General features: G+C 64.5%; 25 protein-coding genes and 2 tRNA genes. 16 read left to right on the top strand and 11 right to left on the bottom strand.

The features are described 5' to 3' along the window. The 7 genes from EWH21_RS07810 to EWH21_RS07840 all read left to right on the top strand — a co-directional run bounded on the left by EWH21_RS07810 (nucleotide 1) and on the right by EWH21_RS07840 (nucleotide 3,156). Nucleotides 1–76, top strand: a tRNA-Val gene (locus EWH21_RS07810). Nucleotides 77–91: 15 nt separating this feature from the next. Beyond that, nucleotides 92–168, top strand: a tRNA-Asp gene (locus EWH21_RS07815). 188 nt (nucleotides 169–356) lie between these two features. Continuing rightward, the gene (locus EWH21_RS07820) at nucleotides 357–1,091 is read left to right on the top strand and encodes an FKBP-type peptidyl-prolyl cis-trans isomerase (protein ID WP_277700223.1); all 735 of its coding nucleotides are present in this window, start codon (nucleotides 357–359) and stop codon (nucleotides 1,089–1,091) included. A 326-nt stretch (nucleotides 1,092–1,417) separates the two neighbouring features. Then, the gene (locus tag EWH21_RS07825) at nucleotides 1,418–1,849 is read left to right on the top strand and encodes a YkvA family protein (protein ID WP_037057442.1); all 432 of its coding nucleotides are present in this window, start codon (nucleotides 1,418–1,420) and stop codon (nucleotides 1,847–1,849) included. 143 nt (nucleotides 1,850–1,992) lie between these two features. Next, nucleotides 1,993–2,316 (top strand): helix-turn-helix transcriptional regulator, encoded by a 324-nt coding sequence (locus EWH21_RS07830; RefSeq protein WP_277700224.1) that lies wholly within the window; start codon nucleotides 1,993–1,995, stop codon nucleotides 2,314–2,316. Beyond that, entirely contained in the window at nucleotides 2,313–2,678 is a 366-nt protein-coding gene (locus EWH21_RS07835) for a hypothetical protein (RefSeq protein ID WP_037057444.1), read from the top strand. The genes EWH21_RS07830 and EWH21_RS07835 overlap by 4 nt, the downstream gene beginning before the upstream one ends. Then, nucleotides 2,671–3,156 carry a sel1 repeat family protein gene (locus tag EWH21_RS07840; RefSeq protein ID WP_277700225.1) on the top strand — a complete coding sequence of 162 codons (486 nt, stop codon included), beginning with the start codon at nucleotides 2,671–2,673 and terminating at the stop codon, nucleotides 3,154–3,156. Before EWH21_RS07835 ends, EWH21_RS07840 begins: the two co-directional genes overlap by 8 nt. Here the strand turns inward: EWH21_RS07840 and EWH21_RS07845 are convergent. Together EWH21_RS07845 and EWH21_RS07850 are read right to left on the bottom strand one after the other, a co-directional pair. Beyond that, the gene (locus tag EWH21_RS07845) at nucleotides 3,145–4,902 is read right to left on the bottom strand and encodes a bifunctional diguanylate cyclase/phosphodiesterase (protein WP_037057446.1); all 1,758 of its coding nucleotides are present in this window, start codon (nucleotides 4,900–4,902) and stop codon (nucleotides 3,145–3,147) included. The two genes, EWH21_RS07840 and EWH21_RS07845, sit on opposite strands and share 12 nt — an antisense overlap. Nucleotides 4,903–5,003: 101 nt before the next feature. Beyond that, nucleotides 5,004–7,082: a carboxy terminal-processing peptidase gene (locus tag EWH21_RS07850; RefSeq protein WP_277700226.1), complete on the bottom strand. Its 2,079-nt coding sequence runs from the start codon at nucleotides 7,080–7,082 to the stop codon at nucleotides 5,004–5,006. Between the two features lie 128 nt (nucleotides 7,083–7,210). Between EWH21_RS07850 and EWH21_RS07855 the strand changes: the two genes are divergently transcribed. The 3 genes from EWH21_RS07855 (at nucleotide 7,211) to ahpF (ending at nucleotide 10,704) form a co-directional block, all read left to right on the top strand. Further along, nucleotides 7,211–8,173 (top strand): NAD(P)H-quinone oxidoreductase, encoded by a 963-nt coding sequence (locus EWH21_RS07855; protein ID WP_277700227.1) that lies wholly within the window; start codon nucleotides 7,211–7,213, stop codon nucleotides 8,171–8,173. Between the two features lie 155 nt (nucleotides 8,174–8,328). After that, on the top strand, nucleotides 8,329–8,892 hold the full coding sequence (gene ahpC / locus EWH21_RS07860; RefSeq protein WP_037004971.1) for an alkyl hydroperoxide reductase subunit C: 564 nt from the start codon (nucleotides 8,329–8,331) through the stop codon (nucleotides 8,890–8,892). A gap of 255 nt (nucleotides 8,893–9,147) precedes the next feature. Further along, nucleotides 9,148–10,704: an alkyl hydroperoxide reductase subunit F gene (gene ahpF, locus EWH21_RS07865; protein ID WP_277700228.1), complete on the top strand. Its 1,557-nt coding sequence runs from the start codon at nucleotides 9,148–9,150 to the stop codon at nucleotides 10,702–10,704. A gap of 191 nt (nucleotides 10,705–10,895) precedes the next feature. On the opposite strand, the gene EWH21_RS07870 is transcribed toward ahpF, so the two are convergent. Further along, nucleotides 10,896–11,738 (bottom strand): bifunctional allantoicase/(S)-ureidoglycine aminohydrolase, encoded by an 843-nt coding sequence (locus EWH21_RS07870; protein ID WP_037056954.1) that lies wholly within the window; start codon nucleotides 11,736–11,738, stop codon nucleotides 10,896–10,898. Between the two features lie 142 nt (nucleotides 11,739–11,880). On the opposite strand from EWH21_RS07870, the gene EWH21_RS07875 reads away from it, so the two are divergent. Further along, complete coding sequence (locus tag EWH21_RS07875; RefSeq protein WP_047587649.1) at nucleotides 11,881–12,759, top strand: LysR substrate-binding domain-containing protein; 879 nt, start codon at nucleotides 11,881–11,883, stop codon at nucleotides 12,757–12,759. Here EWH21_RS07875 and EWH21_RS07880 read toward each other — a convergent pair. The 6 genes from EWH21_RS07880 to EWH21_RS07905 form a co-directional block, all read right to left on the bottom strand. After that, nucleotides 12,746–13,399, bottom strand: coding sequence for an HAD family hydrolase (locus EWH21_RS07880; RefSeq protein WP_134677392.1), 654 nt, complete (start codon nucleotides 13,397–13,399; stop codon nucleotides 12,746–12,748). The genes EWH21_RS07875 and EWH21_RS07880 overlap by 14 nt on opposite strands. Beyond that, a complete protein-coding gene (locus EWH21_RS07885; RefSeq protein ID WP_179553711.1) occupies nucleotides 13,399–14,385 on the bottom strand; it encodes an ABC transporter ATP-binding protein in 987 nt (328 codons plus the stop codon). Before EWH21_RS07885 ends, EWH21_RS07880 begins: the two co-directional genes overlap by 1 nt. Next, complete coding sequence (locus EWH21_RS07890; protein WP_277700229.1) at nucleotides 14,382–15,179, bottom strand: ABC transporter permease; 798 nt, start codon at nucleotides 15,177–15,179, stop codon at nucleotides 14,382–14,384. The genes EWH21_RS07885 and EWH21_RS07890 overlap by 4 nt, the downstream gene beginning before the upstream one ends. Continuing rightward, nucleotides 15,166–16,011 (bottom strand): ABC transporter permease subunit, encoded by an 846-nt coding sequence (locus EWH21_RS07895; protein ID WP_277700230.1) that lies wholly within the window; start codon nucleotides 16,009–16,011, stop codon nucleotides 15,166–15,168. The genes EWH21_RS07890 and EWH21_RS07895 overlap by 14 nt, the downstream gene beginning before the upstream one ends. Next, on the bottom strand, nucleotides 16,008–16,814 hold the full coding sequence (locus tag EWH21_RS07900; protein ID WP_277700231.1) for an alkaline phosphatase family protein: 807 nt from the start codon (nucleotides 16,812–16,814) through the stop codon (nucleotides 16,008–16,010). Before EWH21_RS07900 ends, EWH21_RS07895 begins: the two co-directional genes overlap by 4 nt. Before the next feature lie 187 nt (nucleotides 16,815–17,001). After that, nucleotides 17,002–18,060, bottom strand: a complete 1,059-nt coding sequence (locus EWH21_RS07905; RefSeq protein WP_037056973.1) for an ABC transporter substrate-binding protein — start codon at nucleotides 18,058–18,060, stop codon at nucleotides 17,002–17,004. Between the two features lie 316 nt (nucleotides 18,061–18,376). Between EWH21_RS07905 and EWH21_RS07910 the strand changes: the two genes are divergently transcribed. From EWH21_RS07910 to EWH21_RS07925, 4 genes are all read left to right on the top strand, one after another. Beyond that, the gene (locus EWH21_RS07910) at nucleotides 18,377–19,093 is read left to right on the top strand and encodes a UTRA domain-containing protein (RefSeq protein WP_037056975.1); all 717 of its coding nucleotides are present in this window, start codon (nucleotides 18,377–18,379) and stop codon (nucleotides 19,091–19,093) included. Nucleotides 19,094–19,202: 109 nt separating this feature from the next. Further along, nucleotides 19,203–19,559, top strand: a complete 357-nt coding sequence (locus EWH21_RS07915; RefSeq protein ID WP_277700232.1) for a YciI family protein — start codon at nucleotides 19,203–19,205, stop codon at nucleotides 19,557–19,559. A gap of 37 nt (nucleotides 19,560–19,596) precedes the next feature. Beyond that, nucleotides 19,597–20,385, top strand: coding sequence for a DUF899 domain-containing protein (locus EWH21_RS07920; RefSeq protein WP_277700233.1), 789 nt, complete (start codon nucleotides 19,597–19,599; stop codon nucleotides 20,383–20,385). A 16-nt stretch (nucleotides 20,386–20,401) separates the two neighbouring features. Continuing rightward, nucleotides 20,402–20,824 carry a nuclear transport factor 2 family protein gene (locus EWH21_RS07925; protein ID WP_277700234.1) on the top strand — a complete coding sequence of 141 codons (423 nt, stop codon included), beginning with the start codon at nucleotides 20,402–20,404 and terminating at the stop codon, nucleotides 20,822–20,824. An 80-nt stretch (nucleotides 20,825–20,904) separates the two neighbouring features. Here EWH21_RS07925 and EWH21_RS07930 read toward each other — a convergent pair whose 3' ends face one another. Continuing rightward, complete coding sequence (locus EWH21_RS07930) at nucleotides 20,905–21,441, bottom strand: tetratricopeptide repeat protein (protein ID WP_277700235.1); 537 nt, start codon at nucleotides 21,439–21,441, stop codon at nucleotides 20,905–20,907. Nucleotides 21,442–21,585: 144 nt separating this feature from the next. On the opposite strand from EWH21_RS07930, the gene EWH21_RS07935 reads away from it, so the two are divergent. Continuing rightward, nucleotides 21,586–22,713 carry a M14-type cytosolic carboxypeptidase gene (locus EWH21_RS07935; protein ID WP_152490093.1) on the top strand — a complete coding sequence of 376 codons (1,128 nt, stop codon included), beginning with the start codon at nucleotides 21,586–21,588 and terminating at the stop codon, nucleotides 22,711–22,713. Between the two features lie 132 nt (nucleotides 22,714–22,845). On the opposite strand, the gene EWH21_RS07940 is transcribed toward EWH21_RS07935, so the two are convergent. Further along, the gene (locus tag EWH21_RS07940; RefSeq protein ID WP_277700236.1) at nucleotides 22,846–24,105 is read right to left on the bottom strand and encodes an OprD family porin; all 1,260 of its coding nucleotides are present in this window, start codon (nucleotides 24,103–24,105) and stop codon (nucleotides 22,846–22,848) included. Nucleotides 24,106–24,362: the final 257 nt, after the last annotated feature.

The following is a 24,362-nucleotide window of genomic DNA, read 5'->3' on the forward strand; positions in this document are numbered from 1 at the left end:
GGGTGGTTAGCTCAGCCGGGAGAGCATCTGCCTTACAAGCAGAGGGTCGGCGGTTCGATCCCGTCACCACCCACCAATCTCGCAGTTACGCGCAGCGGTAGTTCAGTCGGTTAGAATACCGGCCTGTCACGCCGGGGGTCGCGGGTTCGAGTCCCGTCCGCTGCGCCATTCTTCTCCTCGCTTCATCCCCTCCTGTGACAATGCTTCGGCGCCAGCCGAATCTCTTCGAAAAAATCCTTTGTTTGCTTGAACTTATGCGCATTGCACGGCTCCTATGCCGTAGCCAGTGATCGCGGCGTACTGCTAAGCTCGCGCTTTCACACGACGGCCTTCGGGCGTATCTACAAGGAACAAGCATGAAACAGCATCGTTTGGCGGCAGCGGTTGCCCTGGTGGGCCTGGTGCTTGCCGGTTGCGATTCGCAAACCAGCGAAGTCGAACTCAAGAGCCCCGCGCAGAAAGCCTCCTACGGCATCGGCCTGAACATGGGTCGCAGTCTGTCCGAGGAAGGCATGGACGATCTGGATTCCAAGGCCGTCGCCCAGGGCATCGAAGACGCGCTGGCGAAGAAGGAGCCGCGCATCAAGGACGAGGACATGATCGAGGCCTTCTCCTTCCTGCAGAACCGTGCGCAAGAGCGCATGACCGCGCTGAACAAGGAAGCGGCCGAAGCCGGCAAGAAATTCCTCGAAGAGAACGGCAAGCGAGAAGGCGTCGTGACCACGCCGTCCGGCCTGCAATACGAAGTGATCAAGAAGACCGACGGCGCGCAGCCGAAGGAAAGCGACGTGGTGACCGTTCACTACGAAGGCAAGCTGACCGATGGCAGCGTCTTCGACAGCTCCGTCGCACGTGGCAGCCCCATCGACCTGCCGGTCGGTGGCGTGATCCCGGGTTGGGTCGAAGGTCTGCAGCTGATGCACGTGGGTGAGAAGTACAAACTGTACATCCCCAGCGAGCTGGCCTATGGCGAGCAGAGCCCGTCCCCGGCCATTCCGGCCAACGCGGTGCTGGTGTTCGACCTGGAGCTGATCGGTATCAAGGATCATGCGGCAGAACCGGCTGAGCCAGCCGAGCCGGCAGCGCAGTAACACTGCATGGCTTCATGACAACGCCCCGTCTTGACGGGGCGTTGTCGTTTCCGGGCCTTGGCTGGCACCTGCAGTGTTACGCTTATGCACATTGTGGGAAAGGTTCCTAACAAGCGTGCGCTACCCTTGCAAGCTGTTCATGTCAATCGGCAACTCGTTGATTTTCATGGGTTTTATGGGCTGTATAAAAAATGCCCGATCTGAGCCCAGGCCCCATGCCACGGGGCTTTGATAAGCTTGTCGAAAGTCTTTGCACAGATTTATCCACAGCTTCGGTGGATAAGCGAAGCAAGCCCAGGCAGCGCCTGGCTTGCCGAGGAGGTCCGATGAAAACCCCGTGGAAACTGACGCGTTACCTGCCGCTGGCGGCCCGTTTTCTTCGTGAGGGGCGGCTGCCTGAGTTGCTGCGCGCGCTGGGTGACAAGCGCACCCCGCAGGGCCAGCGCTTCGCCGCGCTGAAGGATGACCTGCAGCTGCTGCGCGCGCTGAGCCTGGCCTGGTTCAAGGGGGAATACCGGCAGATCAGCCGCCAGGCGTTGCTGATGGTGGTCGCCGCGTTGCTGTATTTCATCACCCCGCTGGACGCCATTCCCGACTGGCTGGTGGGGGTGGGGTTCGTCGATGACCTGGCCGTGCTGGCCTGGGTGATGCGCACCTGGCAGGGGGAACTCGAGGCATTCAAGGCCTGGCGTGCCAGGCAGGCCCCGGAGAAGCTGGCGCTCATTGAGCACCTGCCGGCCGAGCCGTTGCATTCCTGATCGCGGGCGCCTGTGCGGCGAGACGCGGCGCGCTGCGTGGAGTGTCTGCACGGATCACGCCCCAGGCGGCTTGGCCCTGTTAAGATGGCCGCTTGCAAGGAAAGGATCGAGGCCATCGGTCCTGCTTTCCAACGGAGAGACTCATGAGTGTGCAAATCATTGCCCGCGATGGTGAGCCGGAGTACGCGGTACTGCCCTGGGCCGATTATCAGGCCCTGCTGCAGGCCGCAGGACACCAGCCTGCCGTCGAATCCGGTCGCGAACAGCCTGATCCGGAGGCCGTGAGACCCGGGCTCGATCAACTGCGGGCACTGCGTGAAGACAAAGGGCTGACGGCCGAGGCGCTGGCGCGCAGTGTCGGTATCAGCCCGCACTATCTGGCGATGATCGAGCGTGGCGAGCGTCAACCGGATGCGGCCATCCTGCGCTCCCTGGCATGGTCGCTGGGGTTGGAGGGCTGGTCTTGAGCGTACGTATCAGTCGCCAACACTGGCAGGCGTTGCTTGACGAACTCGATGATGCGCGCCGGCAGCGCCATCTGCTTACCTACCGTGCGCTGATCGAGCGCCTCGACCTGCCGACACCGGCCATGCAGACCCTGACCGCAGCGCTGGAGCATCTGGCGGCGCTGGATGCCCGTGCCGAACGGCCACTGCGCAGCGCGCTGGTCATCAGCCAGGGGGCCAGCCGTCTGCCGCGTACCGGCTTCTTCGACTGCGTGATGCGCCTGGGGCGCTTCAGCGGAGCCTCCGATGGCGTGGCGGCGGCATCCTGGCATGCCGCAGAGGTGGTCCGGGTGTTCGAATTCGACTATCCCGTCGATGTCTAGGCTGCTCTGGCAGGTGCGCGCGCGCCTGGGCTACTGGTTGGCCCGGCGCCTGTTTCACTGGTCGTGGACGCTGCGTCAGCCGCGCCTGTGGCAGTGGATGCAGGGCCAGTACGGGCGCATGGCCAACCTGGGCGATACCCCGGCGCAAAGCTTCTACGGCCATATCCTGCTGTTTCGCGGTCAGGGCCTCGGTGCGCGCGAGGAGGGGCTGAGGCTGTTGCGCCTGGCTGCCAGCGGCGGCGACGGCAAGGCCGCCTATCAGCTGGGTGTGCAGGCGTTGCAGGGTGACACGCGACAGGCGCCGGACGGTGTGCAGGCGGTGCGCTGGTGGGAGATGGCGCTGGCAGCTGGCCATCCGCTGGCAGCGCGGCGCCTGAGCCAGGTGTATCTCGACGGCGCACCGGGCGTCACGCCTGATCGGGCCCTGGCCGAGCAGCATGCCGCGCTGGCGCAGGAGACGCAGGTTTCAGCTGGCTGATCCGGCGAGGATGTGCAGGCTGTAGCCGGGCACGGCCTTGGCGTGGCGCTTGGCTTCGGAGGCGAGTTCCGCCAGGCGCGAGGCGTCGAGCTGCAGGCAGTCTTCCTTACTCACGTGCACCACGCCGATGGACAGCGACAGCAGGGCGTATTCCTGGCGCTGGCCGTGACGGTTGTGGGCGACGAAACAGCCGGCCTGCAGGTGTTCTTCGCGGTAGAAGCGGCGGCACTGGCTCTGGAAGTCCTCGATCAGGCGACCGAGCTTTTCGCGCCAGTCGGTCGAGCCGAGCACCAGCATGAAATCATCGCCCCCGATATGACCGACGAAATCGCGCGCCGGGTCCACCCGCTCGTTCAGGCACTGTGCCAGGCACAGCAGGACCTCGTCGCCCTTGGCGTAGCCGTAGAGGTCGTTGAAGGGCTTGAAGCTGTCGATGTCGACGTAGCACACCGCCGCTTCCCGCTGTTGTTGCAGCAGCCGGCTCAGGCACTGCTGGATGGGCACGTTGCCCGGTAGCAGGGTCAGCGGGTTGGCATGACGCGCCTGCTGCAGCTTCTGTTCGGTGATCAGCTTGAGCACGTCGATCACCCGCCCCAGGCCGAGGTAGCGGCCACCCTGGATGATGATGAAGTCCTCTTCGATGCGCTGCCGTGCGCGGCTGGTGAGCAGGCGGCTGACCTTCTGCAGCGATTGCTTCAGTTCCACCGCGAGAAAGTCCTGGCTCATCAGGCGGCTGATCGGTTTGCGCGCGAACAGGTCGGTCGCGAAGGGCTTCAGCAGCGCTTCGGAGAGCGAATGGCGGTGCACGATACCTACCGGTTGTTGCTGCTCGTCGAGCACCGCCAGTGAGTTCAGATTGGCCTGGGCACGAAACAGATCCAGCACCTCGGCGATGGCGGTGCGCTGGTCGACGGCGGGCTGCTCGTTGAGCAGGGCGCTGAGGTCATGGTTGTCCTCGTTGAGGCTGCTGTGCTGCGTGCTCTGCAGCTGTGGCAGCAACTGGCGGGCGTCCCGTGGCGGTTTTTCCTGCGGCCTGCTCAGCAGGTAGCCCTGCACCAGATCGACGCCCATCTCGGCCAGTACGGTCAGCTCTTCGGTCAGCTCGATGCCCTCGGCGATGACCTGTGCGCGCGAGGCCTCGGCCATCTTCAGGATCGAGCCGACGAACTCGCGCTTCACCGCGTCCTGGTGGATGCCGTCGATGAAGTGGCGGTCGATCTTCACGTAGTCCGGGCGCAGCTCGGACCACAGGCGCAGGCTGGAATAGCCGGCGCCAAGGTCGTCCAGGGCGATGGAGAAGCCCATGGCGCGGTAATGGTGCAGGGCATTGTCGAGCAGCGCGAAGTCTTCGGTCGGCGACTGCTCGGTGAGTTCGATCACCACCTGGCTGGGCGGTATGCCGAAGGTCTGCAGCAGCTTCAGGGTGCGTCCGGGCTGGTGGCTGGGGTCGAGCAGCGATTCGGGAGACACGTTGAGGAACAGCTTGCCCTCCAGCCCCAGTGCGCTGAAACCCCGGCACGCGCTCTTGCGACAGGCCATTTCCAGCTCGCTCAGGCGGCCGGCATGGCGGGCGACGGCGAACAGGGTCAGGGGCGAGTGCAGCGGGCTGTTGGACGGGCCACGGGTCAGCGCCTCGTAGCCGAGGATGCGCTGCTCGGAAAGCGAGACGATGGGCTGGAACAGGCTACTGAGGTCGCCGTGAGCGAGGATATTCCCCAAGGCGCTCAACTGCTCGGTGACGGTCATGGTGTTCTCGATCTGCCGGAAACGAAGAGGCCGGCTTTTCAGCCGGCCCCTGCATTTCACGACAGTTCGATGACAATTTGATGACGTTCCCTGATCCCTGGTCAATGGATGGCCAGGGACGGGTTCAGGCTCAGGTAGTCGATGAGGATGTGGCCGGACTCGGACAGGTAGGCGTCGTCTTCCGGCTTGCCCTTGTCTTCCACGGGCAGGGCGTCTTCGTCTTCCTTGGCCAGTTCCGCGAGAGGCTTCTCACCCTTGGCCACGCGACGGTCGTTCTCCAGCTTGAGCTGCTTGGCCTCGATGGCGGCCTGCTGCGCACGGCGTTTGACTTCGTTGAGGCTGACGGTGGTTTCGGCCATCAGCTGCTTCGACAGGTCGATGCTGGCGCGGGTGAAGAGGAAGTCCGGGTCCTGCGCGGTGCGCTGGTCGTGCTTGCTCTGTAGCTGGGTGAGGAACGGTTTGATCGGGTCCAGCTCCGGCTTGATCGCCGGGCGGATGCTGTCCCAGGGCATGGCGGCGGGCAGGGCGCTCTCACCGATGTCCTTGGTGTGCATCACGTCGGGGTAGGCGATGTCCGGCAGCACGCCCTGGTGCTGGGTGCTCTGCCCCGATACACGGTAGAACTTGGCCAGGGTCAGCTTCAGTTCGCCGTGATTGAGCGGCTGGATGGTCTGCACCGTGCCCTTGCCGAAGGTCTGGCCGCCGAGGATCAGCGCGCGGTGATAGTCCTGCATGGCGCCGGCGAAGATCTCCGAGGCGGAGGCCGAGAGGCGATTGACCAGTACGGCCAGGGGGCCGTTGTAGTAGATCCCCTTGTTCTCGTCCGCCAGTACGTCGACGCGGCCATCGGCGTTGCGTACCAGTACGGTCGGGCCCTGCTCGATGAACAGGCTGGTCAGCTCGGTGGCTTCCTGCAGGGAGCCACCGCCGTTGTTGCGCAGGTCGATGACCAGGCCGTCGACCTTCTCGGCACGCAGCTCGTCGATCAGCTGTTTCACGTCACGCGTGGTGCTCTTGTAGTTGGGGTCGCCCGCGCGGAAGGCCTTGAAGTCGAGGTAGAAGGCCGGCAGTTCGATGACCCCGAGCTTGTAGTCGCGGCCATCCTGCTTGAGGTGCAGGACCTTCTTCTTCGCCGCCTGCTCTTCGAGCTTCACTGCCTCGCGGGTGATGGTGACCACCTTGCTGGTCTGGTCGGTCGGCGGGTTGCTGGCCGGAATGACTTCCAGGCGTACCGTGGAGCCTTTCGGGCCACGGATCAGCTTGACCACTTCGTCCAGGCGCCAGCCGATCACGTCGACCATCTCTTCGTTGCCCTGGGCGACACCGACGATCTTGTCGGCCGGTGCGATCTGCTTGCTCTTCTCCGCCGGGCCGGCGGGCACCAGGCGCACCACCTTGACGTGCTCGTTGTCGCTCTGCAGCACGGCACCGATACCTTCGAGCGAGAGGCTCATGTTGATATCGAAGTTTTCCGCGTTGTCCGGCGACAGGTACGTGGTGTGCGGGTCGTAGGTGGTGGCGAAGGCGTTGATGTAGGCCTGGAACACATCCTCGCCACGGGTCTGCTTGAGGCGCTTGAGCTGGTTCTTGTAGCGCTTGGTCAGCAGCTCCTGGATGTCCTTGGTTTCCTTGCCGGCGATCTTCAGTCGCAGCACTTCATCCTTGACGCGCTTGCGCCACAGGTCGTCGAGCTCGGCACGGTCCTTCGCCCAGGGCGCTTTCTCACGGTCGACCTGCAGGTCCTCGTCGACGCTGAAGTCGATCTTGTCGACCCCCTTGGCCAGCTCGGCCAGGGCGAAGTCGAGGCGCTCCTGCAGGCGCGTCAGGTGCCGGCGGTAGATGGCGAAGCCCGGTTCGAGGTTGCCGCTCTTGAGCAGGTCATCGAACTGGTTGCGCCACTGGTTGAATTCGGCGATGTCCGACGCCATGAAGTAGCTGCGCGATGGATCGAGCAACTTCAGGTAGTTGTCGTAGATCTTGATCGAGCGCTCGTCGTTGAGCGGCGGCTTGTTGTAGTGGTGGCGCTTGAGCAGCTCCACGACGTTGAGACTGGCAATCACCTGATCGCGGTCCGGCTGCAGATAGTCCCAGCTGGTCGCTGGAGTGGTCTTGGCCGCCAGCGGCAGGGCACTGAAGCCGAGTACTAGGGCGAGGGCGGTACTTGCTAGAGAGCGTTTCATGCGGATTCGACGTAGTGGCAGGTGATAACGCATATTAGGCCGTATCTGAGGGCGCCAGGTTCCGTTGGCGCTAGACGAAAGCCTCGCGCAAGGCGCGAGGCTCGTTTCACTTGCACTATGGAGGCAGCATGAAGGCATTGCAAGGCGTCGAAGGGCGTGCGGAGTGGTTGGAACAACCCACCCAGGCCTGCGACGCGGGGCAGATTCGCGTGAAGGTCGCCGCCGCAGGGCTCAATCGGGCCGATCTGCTGCAGCGCGCGGGGCTCTACCCGCCACCGCCGGGGGCCAGCCAGGCTCTGGGCCTGGAGTGCTCCGGCGTGGTCACCGAAGTGGGCGCCGGCAGCGCCTGGCAGGTGGGGGATCGGGTCTGCTGCCTGCTGGCGGGCGGCGGTATGGCCGAAGAGGTGGTGGTCGATGCGCGCCATGCCATGTCGGTGCCCGAGGGCCTCAGCCTGGTCGAGGCCGCCGTGGTCCCCGAGGTGTATGCCACGGCCTGGCTCAACCTGTTTCAGCTCGGCGCCCTGCATCCTGGCGAGAAGGTTCTGCTGCATGCCGGTGCCAGTGGTGTGGGCTCGGCGGCGATCCAGCTGTGCAAGGCGTTCGGCAGCCCCTGCTGGGTCAGCGTCGGCTCCGCCGAGCGGCTGGCCTACTGCGAAGGGCTAGGCGCCCAGGGCGGCGCGCTGCGTGGCGAAGATCTTCAGGCGCTCAGCGATTTCGGACCGTTCGACGTGATCCTTGATCCCGTCGGTGGCCAGTACGCGGCCCTCAACCTGGAGCTGCTGGCGCGTGACGGGCGCTGGATCAACATCGGCCTGATGGGCGGGCGCGAGGCCAAGCTGGACCTGGCGCAGGTGCTGGGCAAGCGCATCCAGCTGATCGGCTCGACCCTGCGCAACCGCGACGATCAGTTCAAGGCGGATCTGTTGCATGACCTGCAGCAGCAGGTCTGGCCGCTGTTCGCCGAAGGCCGATTGCGGCCGCAACTGGAGCGCACTTTTGCGATCGAAGACAGCGAAGTGGCGTTCGAGACACTCGCTGGTAACCAAGTCGCAGGTAAACTGGCGCTATTGATCGATCCCGACCTGGCCTGAGCCAGGGCTGCAGCCCGCGTCTGGCGCGGGCTTCGTTATCGATTGGTGCAATCAATCGATATCATGGCCGTAATCAATAAGCTTTTTTCCGTTAGGTAGCTAAGATAGCAACCGTAAATTTTCAACCCTCACAGAAACCTCAGAAGGAGTCAGAGATGTCTCTCATCAATACTCAAGTTCAACCGTTCAAGGTCAACGCTTTCCACGCTGGTGAGTTCGTCGAAGTGACCGAGCAGTCCCTGCAGGGCAAGTGGTCCGTGCTGATCTTCATGCCGGCTGCCTTCACCTTCAACTGCCCGACCGAGATCGAAGACGCCGCCAACAACTACGCCGAGTTCCAGAAGGCGGGTGCCGAGGTTTACATCGTGACCACCGACACTCACTTCTCGCACAAGGTCTGGCACGAAACTTCGCCGGCCGTTGGCAAGGCTCAGTTCCCGCTGATCGGTGACCCGACCCACCAGCTGACCAACGCCTTCGGCGTGCACATTCCGGAAGAAGGCCTGGCGCTGCGCGGCACCTTCATCATCAACCCGGAAGGCCAGATCAAGACCCTGGAAATCCACTCCAACGAAATCGCCCGTGACGTGTCCGAGACCCTGCGCAAGCTGAAGGCCGCTCAGTACACCGCCGCCAACCCGGGTCAGGTTTGCCCGGCCAAGTGGAAAGAAGGCGAAGCCACTCTGGCTCCTTCGCTGGACCTGGTCGGCAAGATCTAAGAACGGCTTCAGAGCTGCTGCGCTCGGCCAGGCAGCGGGGTAATCGGACTCGGGCTTGTCATGTACGTCGGTACATTCCGCGCCCTCATCGGATTACGCCTTGTCTGGCCGTCGCTCCCGACGCTCTGAAACCCGTTTTGCACTTGCTACCTGCGCTGTTTGGGCCATCACCGGCCCTTGTGGTGCCCGATGCCCGGGCGCGATCCGTCCGGGCATTTTATTGCCCGAATTTTTTGTTTCTGAGGACTGTTCGCCATGTTGGACGCCAATCTTAAAGCCCAGTTGAAGGCCTACCTGGAAAAGGTCACCCAGCCGTTCGAGATCGTCGCGTCCCTCGATGACAGCGCGAAATCCCAGGAGCTGCTTGGCCTGCTCAACGACATCGTCGGCCTGACCGACAAGATCACCCTGAAGACCGATGGCAGCGATGCCCGTCGTCCTTCGTTCGCCCTGAATCGTCCGGGCGAAGACACCGGCGTCGCCTTCGCCGGCATCCCCATGGGCCATGAGTTCACCTCGCTGGTGCTGGCGCTGCTGCAGGTCGGTGGCCACCCGTCGAAGCTGGACGCCGATACCATCGCCCAGATCAAGGCCATCGAAGGCCGTTTCGAGTTCGAGACCTATTTCTCGCTGAGCTGCCAGAACTGCCCGGACGTGGTCCAGGCGCTGAACCTGATGGCAGTGCTGAACCCCAATATCCGCAACGTCTCCATCGACGGTGCGCTGTTCCAGGAAGAAGTCGAGCGTCGCCAGGTCATGGCCGTGCCGAGCATCTACCTGAACGGTGAGGTATTCGCTTCCGGCCGCATGGAAGTGAAGGAGATTCTCGCCAAGATCGACACCAAGGCCGGCAGCCGCGACGCCGAGAAGATGAGCGCCAAGGAAGCCTTCGACGTGCTGGTGGTCGGCGGTGGCCCGGCTGGCGCCTCGGCGGCCATCTACGCTGCGCGCAAAGGCATCCGCACGGCCATCGCTGCCGAGCGTTTCGGTGGCCAGGTGCTCGATACCATGGCGATCGAGAACTTCATTTCGGTGAAGGAAACCGAAGGGCCGAAGCTGGTGCGCGCCCTGGAAGAACACGTCAAGGAATACGAAGTCGACGTGATGAACCTGCAGCGCGCCTCCGCGCTGGTGCCGGCCAATGGCGAAGGCGGCCTGCACGAGGTGCAGTTCGAGAATGGCGCCTCGCTCAAGGCCAAGACCGTGATCCTCTCCACCGGCGCACGCTGGCGCGAGATGGGGGTGCCCGGCGAGCAGGAGTACAAGGCCAAGGGCGTGTGCTTCTGCCCGCACTGCGACGGCCCGCTGTTCAAGGGCAAGCGCGTGGCGGTGATCGGTGGCGGTAACTCCGGCGTCGAGGCGGCCATCGACCTGGCCGGGATCGTCGCCCATGTGACCTTGCTGGAGTTCGCCGACACCCTGCGTGCCGATGCCGTGCTGCAGAAGAAGCTGTACAGCCTGGCGAACGTGACCGTGATCAAGAGTGCGCAGACCACCGAGGTCAAGGGCGATGGCCAGAAGGTCAACGCGCTGGTCTACAAGGACCGCACCAGCGAAGCGCTGCACACGGTCGAACTGGAAGGCATCTTCGTGCAGATCGGCCTGCTGCCCAACAGCGACTGGCTCAAGGGCACCCTCGAGCTCAACCGCTTCGGCGAGATCGTGGTCGATGCCAAGGGCCAGACCAGCGTGCCGGGCGTCTTCGCTGCCGGTGACGTCACCACCGTGCCGTACAAGCAGATCGTCATCGCCGTGGGTGAGGGGGCCAAGGCCTCGCTGAGCGCCTTCGATCACCTGATCCGCCACAGCTGATCAGCGCGCTGGAACGACAAAGGCCACCTTCGGGTGGCCTTTGTCGTCATGGGCGTATTGCGGTGACTGCCTCGCGGCCGACGCTGCAGGTGTTCATGCTGCATGCCGCGGATTTCCTCCGGGCTACGGTTGTGTAGCCCGGATGCAATCCGCGGCGGTGCGTCAGCCCGCGGCTAGAGCCACTCCTGCACTCAGCGCTTGAGGCCGCCCAGAGTCAGCGGCATCTGGCGGTTCACATCCTTGTACAGCAGGTAGCGGAAGCGACTCGGGCCACCGGCGTAGCAGGCCTGCGGGCAGAAGGCGCGCAGCCACATGAAGTCACCGGCCTCGACTTCGACCCAGTCCTGGTTGAGGCGATACACCGCCTTGCCTTCCAGCACGTACAGGCCGTGTTCCATGACGTGGGTCTCGGCGAAGGGGATCACGCCGCCCGGCTCGAAGTTGACGATGTTGACGTGCATGTCATGGCGCATGTCGCTGATTTCGACGAAGCGCGTGGTGCTCCAGCGACCTTCGGTGCCCGGCATGACGATCGGCTCGATGTCCTGCTCGTGGGTCACGAAGGCTTCCGGGTAGGGCACGCCTTCGACGGGCTGGTAGGCTTTGCGCAGCCAGTGGAAACGCACCGCTTCGCTGCCGTTGTTGCGCAGCGACCAGTCGCTCTGTGGCGGGATGAAGGCGTAGCTGCCCGGACGCAGGGCATGCCGGGTGCCGTTCAGGGTCAGGTTGCACTCGCCTTCGACGACGAAGATCACGCCTTCGGCGCTCGGGTCCAGCTCGGGCTTGTCGCTGCCGCCGTTGGGGGCGACTTCGACGATGTACTGCGAGAAGGTTTCGGCGAAACCGGTCAGCGGGCGGGCGATGACCCACATGCGCATGTTGTCCCAGAACGGCAGGTGGCTGGTGACGATGTCACGCATCACGCCTTTGGGGATCACGGCGTAGGCTTCGGTGAACATGGCGCGATCGGTCAGCAGTTGCTCCTGACCGGGATGGCCGCCATGCGGGGCGTAGTAGTAGGGCGATTTGCTCATCGAGAGATTGCCTCGGCGGGTGAAAGGCACCGGGATCGACCCGGCGCGGAAAACGGTCTCCCATGCACTATAGGAATTTGCGCCTGGATTCGGAAATTAAATAGTAGAATCCCTGTCAGTGGGTTTCATGATAGGTGTCGATATGCTCGATCCCGTGCTGTTGCGCAGCTTTCTCGCCGTGGTCCAGACCGGTGGCTTCACCCGTGCCGCGGCCAGCCTGCACCTGACCCAGTCCACGGTCAGCCAGCAGGTGCGGCGCCTGGAGGAGCAGATCGGCGCCGAGCTGCTCGACCGCAGCGGCCGCTACGTGGTGACCACCACCGAAGGTGAACGCCTGCTCGGTTATGCCAATCGCATCGTTGCGCTGATGGACGAAGCGCTGCTCGCGCTGGGCCAGAGTGCGGTGGAGGGCGAGGTGCGTCTCGGTGTGCCGGACGATTTCGCGGCCAACAGCCTGACGCCTTACCTGGCTGATTTCGCCGACGCGCACCCTGGCATCCGCCTGGAGATCACCAGCGGCCTCAGTCATGACGTGTGGCGTGCGTTCAACGCCGGCGAGCTGGATCTGGCGCTGATCAAGCAGCGCGCCGGCAGCGCCAAGGGGCTGGCCAGCTGGGCCGAGCCCCTGGCCTGGCTGGACAGCCGCGCACGGCCGGTGCTGGCGCGCAACCCGGTGCCGCTGGCGGTGTTCCCGCCCAACGGCCTGTATCGCCTGGAGATGACCCACGCCCTGGATGCCATGGGCAAGCCCTGGCGCATCGCCTATGTCAGCAGCAGCCTGCCGGGCGTCAGCGCGGCGGCCGAAGGCGGTCTGGGCCTGACTCTGCTGCCGCGCCGCCTGATCACCGCGGCGCACCGCGAACTGGGGGCCGCCGAAGGCTTTGCCGCCGTGGCACCGGTGGAGGTGGCCCTGCACGCGCGTAACCAGTTGCCCGGTTATGCGCGTGAGTTGGCGGCGGCGTTGATCGAGGCGTGCGAAGGGATCATGCAGGCCCCGGCTGGCGCGCTCAGCGCCAGTTGAGGATGGGCCAGCCCGCCTGTTCGGCGTGGGCGCGCAGAACCGGGTCCGGGTTGACGGTGAAGGGCTTCTCCACCAGTTTCAGCAGCGGCAGGTCGTTGCGCGAGTCGGAGTAGAAGGCGGCCCCGGCCAGGCTTTCGCCCTGTTCACTGAGCCAGGCATGCAGGCGCGTCACCTTGCCTTCGCGATAGGTCAGCACGCCTTCGGTGCGTCCGGTGTAGAAGCCCCGCTGTTGTTCCAGGTCGATGGCCAGCACTTCGCCGATGCCGAAGCGTTCGGCAATCGCGCTGACCAGGAAGTGCGCCGAGGCGGAGATCACCAGCAGGCGGTCGCCGGCTTCGCGGTGCCGGGCCAGGCAGCGGCTGGCGTCGCTGTAGAAGATCGGCTCGATCACGTCCTCGACGAAGGGCTCGACCACGTGGGCGACCTCCTCGGGCGTGCGCCCGACCAGCGGCGACAGGGTGAAGGCCATGTAGTCCTCCATGGCCAGGGTCCCGCTGGCGTACTGGCGCATCAGCTCCTGCTCGTGGCTGATGAAGGAATCGCCATCGGCCCAGCCGATCTTCACCATTTCCTCGGTCCACAGGGTGGAGCAGTCGCCGTGGATCAGGGTTTCGTCCAGATCGAATATGACCAGGGCCATCACGCCACCTCCCGGATTGCGCCGACATCGATCTGCAGGCTGACCTGCTGGCCGCAGCTGTAGAGTTCATCCGCCGAGCGATTGAGCACGTCGACGAACAGCTCCACACCGCGGGCGTCGATGCGGTAGCGCACGACGTTGCCCAGCAGGCTGTGGCTGACGATTTTCGCGCCGATGCCATGCTCGGCGAAGGCGATGGCTTCCGGGCGAATCGCCACGCGCGAACTCACCGTCTGCTCCAGCAGGCGGCTGGCGGCATCGGCCTCGAGCAGGTTGTAGTTGCCGATGAAACCGGCGGCGAAGGCGTCCACGGGGGCGGTGTAGAGGGTCTCGGCGTCGCCGCTCTGGACGATCTTGCCGGCGTTCATGAGGAAGATGCGGTCGCTCATGGTCAGCGCCTCTTCCTGGTCGTGGGTGACGAAGATGGTGGTCAGGTTCAGTTCCTGCTGGATGGCGCGGATCTGCTCGCGCAGGTGTTTGCGAATGCGTGCGTCGAGGGCCGACAGCGGCTCGTCGAGCAGCAGCAGGCGCGGACGGGTGACCAGCGAGCGGGCCAGGGCCACGCGCTGGCACTGGCCGCCGGAAAGCTGGTGCGGGTAGCGTGTGGCGAACTCGCCCAGCTCGACCATGTCCAGGGCTTCCTGCACGCGCTTGTCGCTCTCGGTCCTGGCCACTTTCTGCATGCGCAGGCCGAAGGCGACGTTCTGCGCCACGGTCATGTTGGGGAACAGCGCATAGCTCTGGAACACCATGCCGATGCCACGTTTCTGCGGCGTCAGCGGCACCAGGTCCTGGTCGCCGAGGATGATCTGCCCGCCATCGACGCCGGTCAGTCCGGCGATGCAGCGCAGCAGGGTGGACTTGCCGCAGCCGGAGGGGCCGAGCAGGGTGACGAACTCGCCCTGGGCGATCTCGCAGTTGATGTCGCTGAAGATGCGGGTGTCGCCGTAGCTTTTATGCAGGTTTTGGATGCTCAGGAAGCTCATGCCTTGTCCCTGTTCAAACGGTTGGCCGCCCAGGTGAAGACCAGGACGAAGAAGAAATAGGAGATCACCAGCGCACTGTTGAAGTGGCCGCTGCTGTTGCGCATGTTGTTCAGGTACACCTGCAGCGTTTCATAGCGGGTGCCGACCAGCATGTTGGCGAAGACGAACTCGCCGAACAGGAAGCTGAAGGAGAGGAACAGCGACACCATCAGGCCCTTGCGCAGATTCGGCAGCACCACCAGAAAGGCCGCCTTCCAGGTACTGGCGCCGAGCAGGTGGGCAGCGTCCATCAGGTCGCGCAGGTTGATCGCCTGCAGGTTGTTGCTGATGGCGCGGTACATGAACGGCAGGGCGATGGTGAAGTAACAGCCGAACAGGATCCACGGCGTGCCGGTCATCGCCAGCGGGCCGGAGCCATAGAGCTGCAGCAGGCCCACCGAGGACACCACCGGCGGTACCGCGAACGGCAGCAGGATCAGCACGTTCATCAGCGTGTCGAGCCTGGGGAAGTGGTAGTGCACCACGAACATCAGCGGAAGGATCAGCATCACCGACAGCGCCAGGGCGCCGACGCAGACCAGCAGCGACTGGGCGAAGGCGCGCAGGAAGCGCTCGTCGCTCCACAGGGCGGCGTACCACTTCAGTGTCAGGCCATCCGGCAGGATGGTCGCCGACCAGCTGGTGGACAGTGAGTAGAGCAGGGTGCCGGCCAGCGGCAGGAGCAGGATGAGGAACAGCAGCCAGACCACGACTCGGTGGTAGAGGCTGGCGGCAGGGGCGTCAGCGTGTGACATGGTTGCTCCTTTTCAGCAGCAGCTGGTGAACGATGGTGATCAGCACCATCAGCCCGACCAGGATCATCGACAGGGCGCTGGCCAGGTTCGGGTTCAGCGAGATGTCACCGGAGACCATCGCCGCGATGCGGATCGGCAGCACGTTGAAGTTGCCCGTGGTCAGGTAGTACACCGTGGCGTAGGCGCCCAGGGCATTGGCCAGGAGGATGACGAAGGTGCCGAGCAGGGCCGGGGTCAGCACCGGCAGGCCGATGTGGCGCCAGAAGTCCCAGGTGCCGGCGCCGAGCAGCGCCGCCGACTCGCGCCAGTCCTGGCGCAGGGCGTCGAAGGCGGGGTAGAGCAACAGCACGCCCAGGGGAATCTGGAAGTAGGTGTAGAGGACGATCAGGCCGTTCTTCGAGTAGAGGTTGAAGCCGTCGATCAGCCCGGCCTGGATCAGCAGCAGGGTCAGCGCACCGTTGAAGCCGAGCAGGATGATGAAGGCGAAGGCCAGCGGCACGCCGGCGAAGTTGCTGGTCATGTTGGAGAAGGCGATGACGAAGTCGCGCAGCTTCGAGTCCACCTGGCGCAGCGAGTAGCTGCCGAGGATGGCGATGGCCATGCCGAACAGGCTCGACCAGAAGGCGATCTGCAGGCTGTGCTTGATCGCCTGCAGGTAGAACTTGGATGCGAAGATCTTCTCGAAATTGCCCAGGCCCCAGCCATTGGGGCCGTTCAGGCTGTTGACCGCCACCCACACCAGCGGCGCGACCTGAAACACCAGGAAGAACACGGCGAAAGGCAGCAGGCACAGCAGCGGTAACCAGCGTCGCAGGGAAGACGGCGCGCTCATTTCAACAGCTCCGCGCAGTAGGGTTTGTCATGGGGCACACCGAGCAGCTGACAGATGCTGCCGCACAGTTCGACCTGCCGTGGGCGGGCGGCCGCGTCGAGGCTGAAGGCGTCGCCGATGACGAACAGCGGCACCTGGCGCTCCTCCGGCAACAGGCCGTTGTGCGAGCGGTCGACGTTCATGCCGTGGTCGGCGGTGACCAGCACCTGGTAGCCGGCATCGACCCAGTTCTGCAGGTGGTCGGCCAGCAGCACGTCGGCCATGCGTGCCGCGTTGCGGTACTGCGGGCTGTCCAGGCCGTGCTTGTGCCCGGCGTCGTCGATGTTCATCGGGTGCACCAGCAGCAGGTCCGGCTCGTGCTGCAGGCGCAGGCTCTCGGCGTCGACGAACAAGTGCGAGTCCGGGTAGTGGTCGGCGTAGTAGAAATGGCCGTGCTGGATCGGCAGGCCTGGATCGCTGGTGTGGCGATCGCGCACGGCGACGAAGGGCGAACGGTTGTACAGCTCGCTGACCCAGTGATAGGCCGCGGCGGCGGTCGTCAGGCCGGCATCGCGCGCGTAATGAAACAGGCTGTGCTCACGCGACAGGCGCGAGACGTCGTTGTGCACCACGCCGCTGTCGATGGGGCGTACGCCGGTAAGGATGCATTCGTAGAGCGGGCGCGACAGCGCCGGCAGCTCGCAGTCCAGGCGGTAGTAGGCCGCCCGCCCGGCTTGGCACCAGGCATGCAGATGGCCCATGGCGTGTTGTGCGACCGAATGGCTGAGGCCGTCGAGCATGACGAGGATGACCTTGGAAGGCATGGGGGAAATCCTGAAAACGATGGAAGCGCTTAGCGGCTGAAGCCGCTCCCACAGGTACTGCCTGAGGGAGCGGCGTTTGTCGTGCGCAGGGTGGATGACGCTCTTTTCATCCAGCATCCGGGGGTATCGAATGGTGGACGGGTGGAGCGTCAGCTATGCGCCCCGGTCCACCCTGCGCCTCAACCTATCACTCCATGTTGATGATGACGTGCTCCTGCCACAGCTGCGGCAGCGCCTTGGACGTGGCTTCCCAGGCCGCAGCGTCCTTGATCGGCTGGACCTTGGCGTACTGCTCGTTGGGCAGCAGCTTGGCCTGCACGTCGGCCGGCAGGGTCAGGTGCTCGGCGCGGATCGGCCGGGCGTTACCCTTGGCCAGGTTGATCTGGCCGGCGTCGGAAAGGATGTACTCACGCGCCAGCTTGGCCGCGTTCGGGTTCTTGGCGTACTTGTTGATGATGGTGCTGTAGCCGGAGATGACCGAGCCATCGGACGGAATCAGCACTTCGAAGCGGCTGGGGTCGATCTGGTCGCGGTAGGACAGGCCGTTGAAGTCCCACACCACGCCCACTTCCACTTCGCCCTTCTCCAGGGTCTGGATGGTCGGGTTGGACAGCGACAGGCGGCCCTGTTCGGCGATGCTGGCGAAGAAGTCCAGGCCCGGCTGGATGTTCTTCTCGTCGCCGCCGTTGGCGATGGCTGCAGCCAGTACGCCGTTGACGGCCTGGGCGGCGGCACTGACGTCACCGATGGCGACGCGGTACTTGCCGTTCTTCAGGTCGGCCCAGGACTTCGGTACGTCCTTGACCAGTTGCTTGTTGACGATGAACGCGATGGAGCCGGTGTAGGCCAGCATCCAGTGGCCGTCGGCATCCTTGGCCCAGCTCGGAATCTGCTCCCAGGTGCTCGGCTTGTAGGGCTGGGTCACGCCCTGCTGCACGGCGATGGGGCCGAAGGCGGCGCCTACGTCGCCGATGTCGGCGGTGGCGTTGTCCTTCTCGGCGGCGAACTTGGCGATCTCCTGGGCCGAGCTCATGTCGGTGTCGGAGTGCGTGAGGCCGTACTTGCTATTCAGGTCGTTCCAGGTGTCCTTCCAGTTGGCCCAGCTGTCGGGCATACCCACGCTATTGACCGCGCCTTCGGCGCGAGCGGCTTTTTCCAGCGCTTGCAGGTCGGTGCCTGCAGCCATGGCGGAAGTGGCGAGGGCAATCGCCGAACCCATCAGAGAAGCCAGCAGCAGTTGTTTCATCGGAAACTCCTTTGCGGTGTGTGTGTTGGTCTAGATCAGCAATACCCGAGCCAATCTAAGCGCCTTCGATGACAGTTTTATGTCCGTTTGCCAGCTGCAGATGTCTAGGCCTGTACGGATGGCGCGCTCAGCAAGCGTAGACCATGGATAAGTAACTGATTTAACGGGTTGTGCACGAAGGTCGTGGTGGCATGCGGCATGCTTGCAGCATAGCTGTCATCTATCAGTCATCTAGACTGCCTAGTCTTGTCACCCATTCGAGCGAATGACGTGTGCCCCGTGTTGGGGCTGGACTAGTCCAAAAGGGGAGAAATTGATGCGCGATGAAGCGCCGCGAGCGGTCACCATCATCTGCCGCGCATTGCAGGAGCAGATCGACCGGGGCCTGTTGCCGTCCGGCAGCAAGTTGCCGGCCGAGCGCAAGCTCAGCGAATTGTTCGACACCACCCGCATCACCCTGCGTGAGGCCTTGGGTCAGCTGGAGGCTCAGGGGCTGGTGTACCGCGAGGAACGCCGTGGCTGGTTCGTTTCTCCGCAGCGGGTGTCTTACAACCCGCTGGTCCGCACCCACTTCCATGCCATGGTCGCCGAACAGGGGCGGGTGCCCGCCACCGAGGTGCTCAGCGCGAGGCTGATGCCGGCCAGTGCGCAGGTCTGCCAGCTGCTGGAGCTGCCGGCGCTGTCCAGCGTCTACCAGGTGTGCCGGGCGCGGCGCATCGACGGGCGCCTGGTGCTGTACGTCGAGCATTACCTGAACCCGGCCTACTTCCCCGGCATTCTCGAATTCGACCTGACGCGCTCGCTGACCGACCTGTATGCCAGCGAGTACGGCATCCACTACGGCCGGGTGCGCTTCGACATGGTGCCCACCGCGTTGCACGCTGAGGCAGCGGCCAGCTTGCGGGTGGCGCCAGGTAGCCCGGCGCTGCGGGTCACCCGGGTCAATCGCGACCAGCATGGGCGCATCATCGACTGCGACCTGGAGTTCTGGCGCCACGACGCGATCCACGTCAGCGTCGAGGTGCCGCAGTAGTTCGCGCCTGACCGTTCGTCGGCTTCGACGCTGTTTTTTCGGCCATTGTCGAAACGGCGTCGTCGCGTTCGACTATCCAGTACCCACCGCCATGGAACTGGAGCGCGACATGAAATACCTCTGCCTCGTCTATGCCAATGAGCAGGAGCTGCACAGCTCCCCCGACAGCCCCCATGACAGTGAGTGCCACGCCTACGCCCGGCAGGTGCAGGGCAGCGGGCGCATGCTCGCGGCGGAGGCGCTGCAGCCGGTGCAGACCGCCACCACGGTGCGCATGCGCGCTGGCCGGCTGACGATCACCGATGGGCCGTTCGCGGAAACCAAGGAGCAGTTGGCCGGCTTCTATCTGATCGAGGCGCGCGATCTCAACGAGGCGCTTCAGCTCGCCGGCCACATTCCTGCTGCCCGTGTCGGTTGCGTCGAGGTGCGACCGGTACGTGACCTGGATATCGACCCCGCCGCGTAGCACTGAGTCGCTGTCGTTCAGCCACAGGAGAACCGTCATGGATCGTCACCCTGTCCCCGAGGTCGCCACGCGTGAGCAATGGCTGGCCGCCCGCAAGGCATTGCTGGAGCAGGAAAAGGCACTGACCCGCCAGCGTGATGCGCTCAACCGTGCCCGTCGCGCCCTGCCCATGGTGCGGGTGGAGGAGGACTACCGTTTCCAGGGGCCGCAAGGCGAGGTCGGGCTGGAGGCGTTGTTCGACGGCCGCAGCCAGTTGATCGTCTACCACTTCATGTATCACATGGACCGTGGCAAGGGCTGCGCCGGGTGTTCCAGCCTGGTGGACAGCATCGGCCATCAGTCCCACCTGCATCAACGCGACACCAACCTGGTGCTGGTCTCCCGCGCGCCGCTGGCCGATCTCGAAGCCTTCAGGCAACGCATGGGCTGGTCGCTGCCCTGGTACAGCTCCCATGGCTGCCGCTTCAACTACGACTACCACGCCACCACCGACGAGCAGGTCGCGCCGGTGCAGTACAACTACCGCGACAAGGAGGAGCTGCTGCGCCTGGGGCAGGGCTACCACGTCCAGGGCGAGCAGCACGGACTGAGCGTGTTCCTGCGCGACGGCGGGCAGATCTATCACACCTATTCCTGTTATGGCCGGGGCGTGGAGATGCTGATGGGCAGCTTCCATTTCCTCGACCTCACGCCTTTTGGTCGCGGCGAGGGTTGGGACGGCATGCCGGATCTGGATGGCAAGGGCCTCGACTGGACTCGCTTGCACGACGAGTACGAGCAGCGTGCGCCTGCGCACGACTGCTGCGCCCACAAGGCCCGAACCTGAGCGAAGGAGCAACGCCATGAGTCAGTCCGAACTGCAAGACGCACTGAACAGCTGGACCGAAGCCTGCCGCAGCAAGGATGTGGCACGCATCATGAGTCACTACGTGGAGGATGTGGTCGCCTATGACGCCGTGGGCCCATTGCGCTTCCAGGGGCGCTCGGCGTATCAGGCGCATTGGCAGGCCTGCATGGAAATGTGTGGCGGTGAGGGGCGCTTCGATCCGCATGAGCCGAGCTTCAACGTCAGCGCTGATCTCGCGGTCAGCCATTACCTGCTGCACTGCGGTGGCAGCAATGACAAGGGCGAGCTGGAAACCTGCTGGATGCGCGTGACCCAGTGCCTGCGGCGCCAGGCTGGCCGCTGGCTGATCTTCCACGAGCACTTCTCCGCACCCTGCGACATGGAGAGCGGCAAGGCGCTGTTCGATCTGCAGCCCTGAGCCCGCATGCGGGCTCAGGCGCGGTCACCGTGGCGACACCCGCAGGCGAAGCGTGGCGCGGGTGGCCGCGCAGCGACGCCTCACTGCCGGCCCAGCGCCGCGCAGGAGGCCTGGTAGTCTTGCGCGCAGGCGCTCTGGTACAGGCGCAGGGCCTGGTCGGGATCACGCGGCACACCGCCTTCGCCACGCCGATAGAGGTTGCCGAGCACGTGCTGGGCCATGGGGTTGCCGGCCGCCGCCGACTGGTTGAGGTACTTGAGCATGTCGCGCTGGTTGGCGAACTCCGGCGCGTCGCGCCCGGTGTAGAGGTAGGCGAGGCTCACCGCCGCCATCGCATGGCCCTTGTCGGCAGCCCGCTTCCACCAGTACTCGGCCTGCTTGAGGTTCTTCTCCGGCTGGCCGACGAAATAGCTGCTGCCGAGCTGGAACTGGCTGTCCAGGTCGCCGCGCTCGGCCTGCTGGCGCAGCTGCTCCTGCTGCGTCTGGGCGGCGGGCTGGCCGGTCTGCGAGTCCTCTGGGGCGGTGCCGGAGTCCGGGCTGCGCCCTGCACAGCCGGCCAGCAGCGCCAGGGCGAGCAGGGCGACGCCGGCGCGACGAAAGGGGGGCAAGATGGGCATGGCGGCGGACTCCTTGTTTGACGTGTGATGGCGTTAGGCCCGAGTCGTTCACCATAGTTCGCTTCGCACCGTTCATGCACTGACGACTTCACACCTGAGCGACTAGCTGCAATCCTGATGGCCGGTTTCGTCGGCGAGGCAGTCATGAAGATCAGTGCGGATTTCGACAGTGGCAATATCCAGGTCATCGATTCCAGTGACCCGCAGCGAGTATTGCTGGCCATGCGGCCAGATCTCAACAGCCATCATTTTCAGTGGTTCCACTTTCAGGTCGACGGCCTGCAGGTCGGCCAGCGTCATGGTTTCTGCCTGACCAACGCCGGGCAGTCGGCCTACAACCAGGCCTGGGACGGCTACCAGGCCGTGGCCAGCTACGACCAGCAGCACTGGTTTCGCGTACCCACGCGCTTCGCCGACGGGCAACTGCACTTCGAGTTGCAGGCCGAGGGCGAGCAGGCCTGGTTCGCCTACTTCGAACCCTATCCGCGGGCACGTCATGAGCGCCTGGTCGGTGCGGCGCTGGAGCGTGGTGCCGAGCTGGTGGCCTGCGGTCGCAGCCTGGAGGGGCGCGATATCCAGTTGCTGCGTATCGGCGGTCAGGCAGCAGCGCCGCGCAAGCTGTGGATCATTGCCCAGCAGCATCCCGGCGAGCACATGGCCGAGTGGTTCATGGAGGGGCTGATCGAGCGCCTGCAGGACCCCGATGACGCCGAGATCGCCGCGCTGCTGGCCGAGGCCGAGCTGTACCTGGTGCCGAACATGAATCCGGATGGCGCCTACCGGGGGCATCTGCGCACCAACTACGCCGGGCAGGACCTCAACCGCGCCTGGCAGTCGGCCAACTCCGAGCACAGCCCGGAAGTGCTGTTCGTGTTGCAGCACATGCAGCGCATTGGCGTCGACCTGTTCCTGGATATCCATGGCGACGAGGAAATTCCCCACGTGTTCACGGCCGGCTGTGAGGGCAACCCGAGTTACACGCCGCGCCTGGCCGCCCTGGAGGAGGATTTCCGCAGCCGTCTGGTCGGCATCGGCGCCGAGTTCCAGACCCGTTTCGGCTACCCGCGCAGCCAGCCCGGCCAGGCCAACCTGACCCTGGCCTGCAACGCCGTGGGCGAGGCGTTCGACTGCCTGTCGTTCACCATCGAGATGCCGTTCAAGGATCACGATGACAGCCCGCAGCCGGGTACCGGCTGGAATGGCGCCCGTTCGAAGAGGCTGGGGCGGGATGTGCTGACGGTGCTGGCGCAGATGGTCGAACGCTTGCGCTGAAGGAGAGCCGGCGAACGGCACGGGCGGCGCCGCTGCAGTGCCTGAAATGAATGAAAAAAAGCCCGTCACGAGGACGGGCGCAAAGTGCCGTAAACACACAGGAGTCGATAGGACGCAGTGAGGCGTCGGAAATTACAGGATCGACAGCGGGTAGTTGATGATCAGGCGGTTCTCGTGCAGGTCCTGGCCAACGTCGCGGCGGACGTTGGAGTTACGCCAGCGCACGTTCAGGTTCTTCAGCGTGCCTTCCTGGATGGTGTAGGCCAGCTCGGTCTCGCGGCTCCATTCCTCGGCGTCGGTACGGCCGCCGGTGTGGATGTTGGAACCGCTGGTGTAACGGTTCATCAGGGTCAGGCCGGGAATGCCGAGGCCGGCGAAGTGGTAGTCGTGACGCAGCTGCCAGGAGCGCTCCTGCGGGTTGTCGAAGGCCGACAGGTAGCCATCGTTGACCAGCGAGCCGCCGCTGGCGCCGTCGATGCGCAGGAACTTGGTGTCACCGCTCAGGCGCTGATAGGTGACCTGGAAGGTGTTGTTGCCTTTCTTCGCCGACAGCGCGCCCTGGTAGACCTTGTTGTCCAGGTCGCCGGCCTTCGATGCGCCTTCGTCCTTGCCGTTGAAGTAGCCGAGGTTGGCGCCCAGCACCCAGTCACCCACCGGCTGGCTGTGGGTCAGCTGCAGGAAGCTCTGCTGGTAGACGTCTTCCAGGCGTGCATGCCAGGCGCCGACCATGGTGCGGTTGTCATTGAAGCGGAACTCACCGCCGCCGAAGTTGAAGTCGTCGCCTTTCACCCCGCCGAAGGACATGTCTTCGCGGCTGGCGTCATGACGCTGGCTGTTCTTCCAGAACTGGCCGCCGTACAGGGTCAGACCGTCGATCTCGCTGGAGGTCAGCTGGGCACCCTGGAAGGTCTGCGGCAGCGAGCGACCGTCGTCCGCGCGCAGGATCGGCAGTACGGCGAACCATTCGCCGACCTTCAGCTCGGTCTTGGAGATCTTGGCCTTGGCGGCCACGGCGGTGCGGCCGAACTGGTCAGCGGCTTCGCCATCGTCATGGATGGGCATCAGGTTGGTGTTGGCGGCGCCACGGTTGCCATCGAGCTTGAAGCTGTACAGGCCGAGCACATCGAGGCCGAAGCCGACGGTGCCTTCGGTGTAGCCGGAGCGGGCATCGAGGATGAAGCTCTGGGTCCAGCCTTCGGCCTGGCCCTGGCGTTCGCCCTGGATCCGTGGATCGGTGCCGTTCAGGTAGTTGCGGTTGAAGTAGTAGTTGCGCAGGTTCAGCGAGACCTTGGCGTCCTCGATGAAACCGGCGGCATGCGTCGTGGCAGGCAGGATCAGCGCCAGTGCAGTGCTGCCGAGCAGCGCCAGGGGAAGGGTGTTGCGTGCAGTCATTGTTGTTGTGCTCCCAGTTTTTGAACGAACCGTCCCCTGCTGGCTGGTGGCAGCCTGCATGTCGGGTTGGTGGTTGAAGTGCCCCGCAGGGCAGGCCGGCCTGAAGCGACCGGTCATTGCCGGTGGCTGGGGTCAGCCTCCGGCGAATCCGCTTCTGTGGCGTGTGGTGGCGATGGCTGCCGAGCAGGTGAGGCGCTGCTGTGCTGGGGAAGAGGCGAGAGTGGTCATGTCCTGGCCCTGATTCTTGTTGTTATTGT

It is taken from the genome of Pseudomonas sp. REST10, from assembly GCF_029542605.1.
Lineage (GTDB): Bacteria > Pseudomonadota > Gammaproteobacteria > Pseudomonadales > Pseudomonadaceae > Aquipseudomonas > Aquipseudomonas khazarica.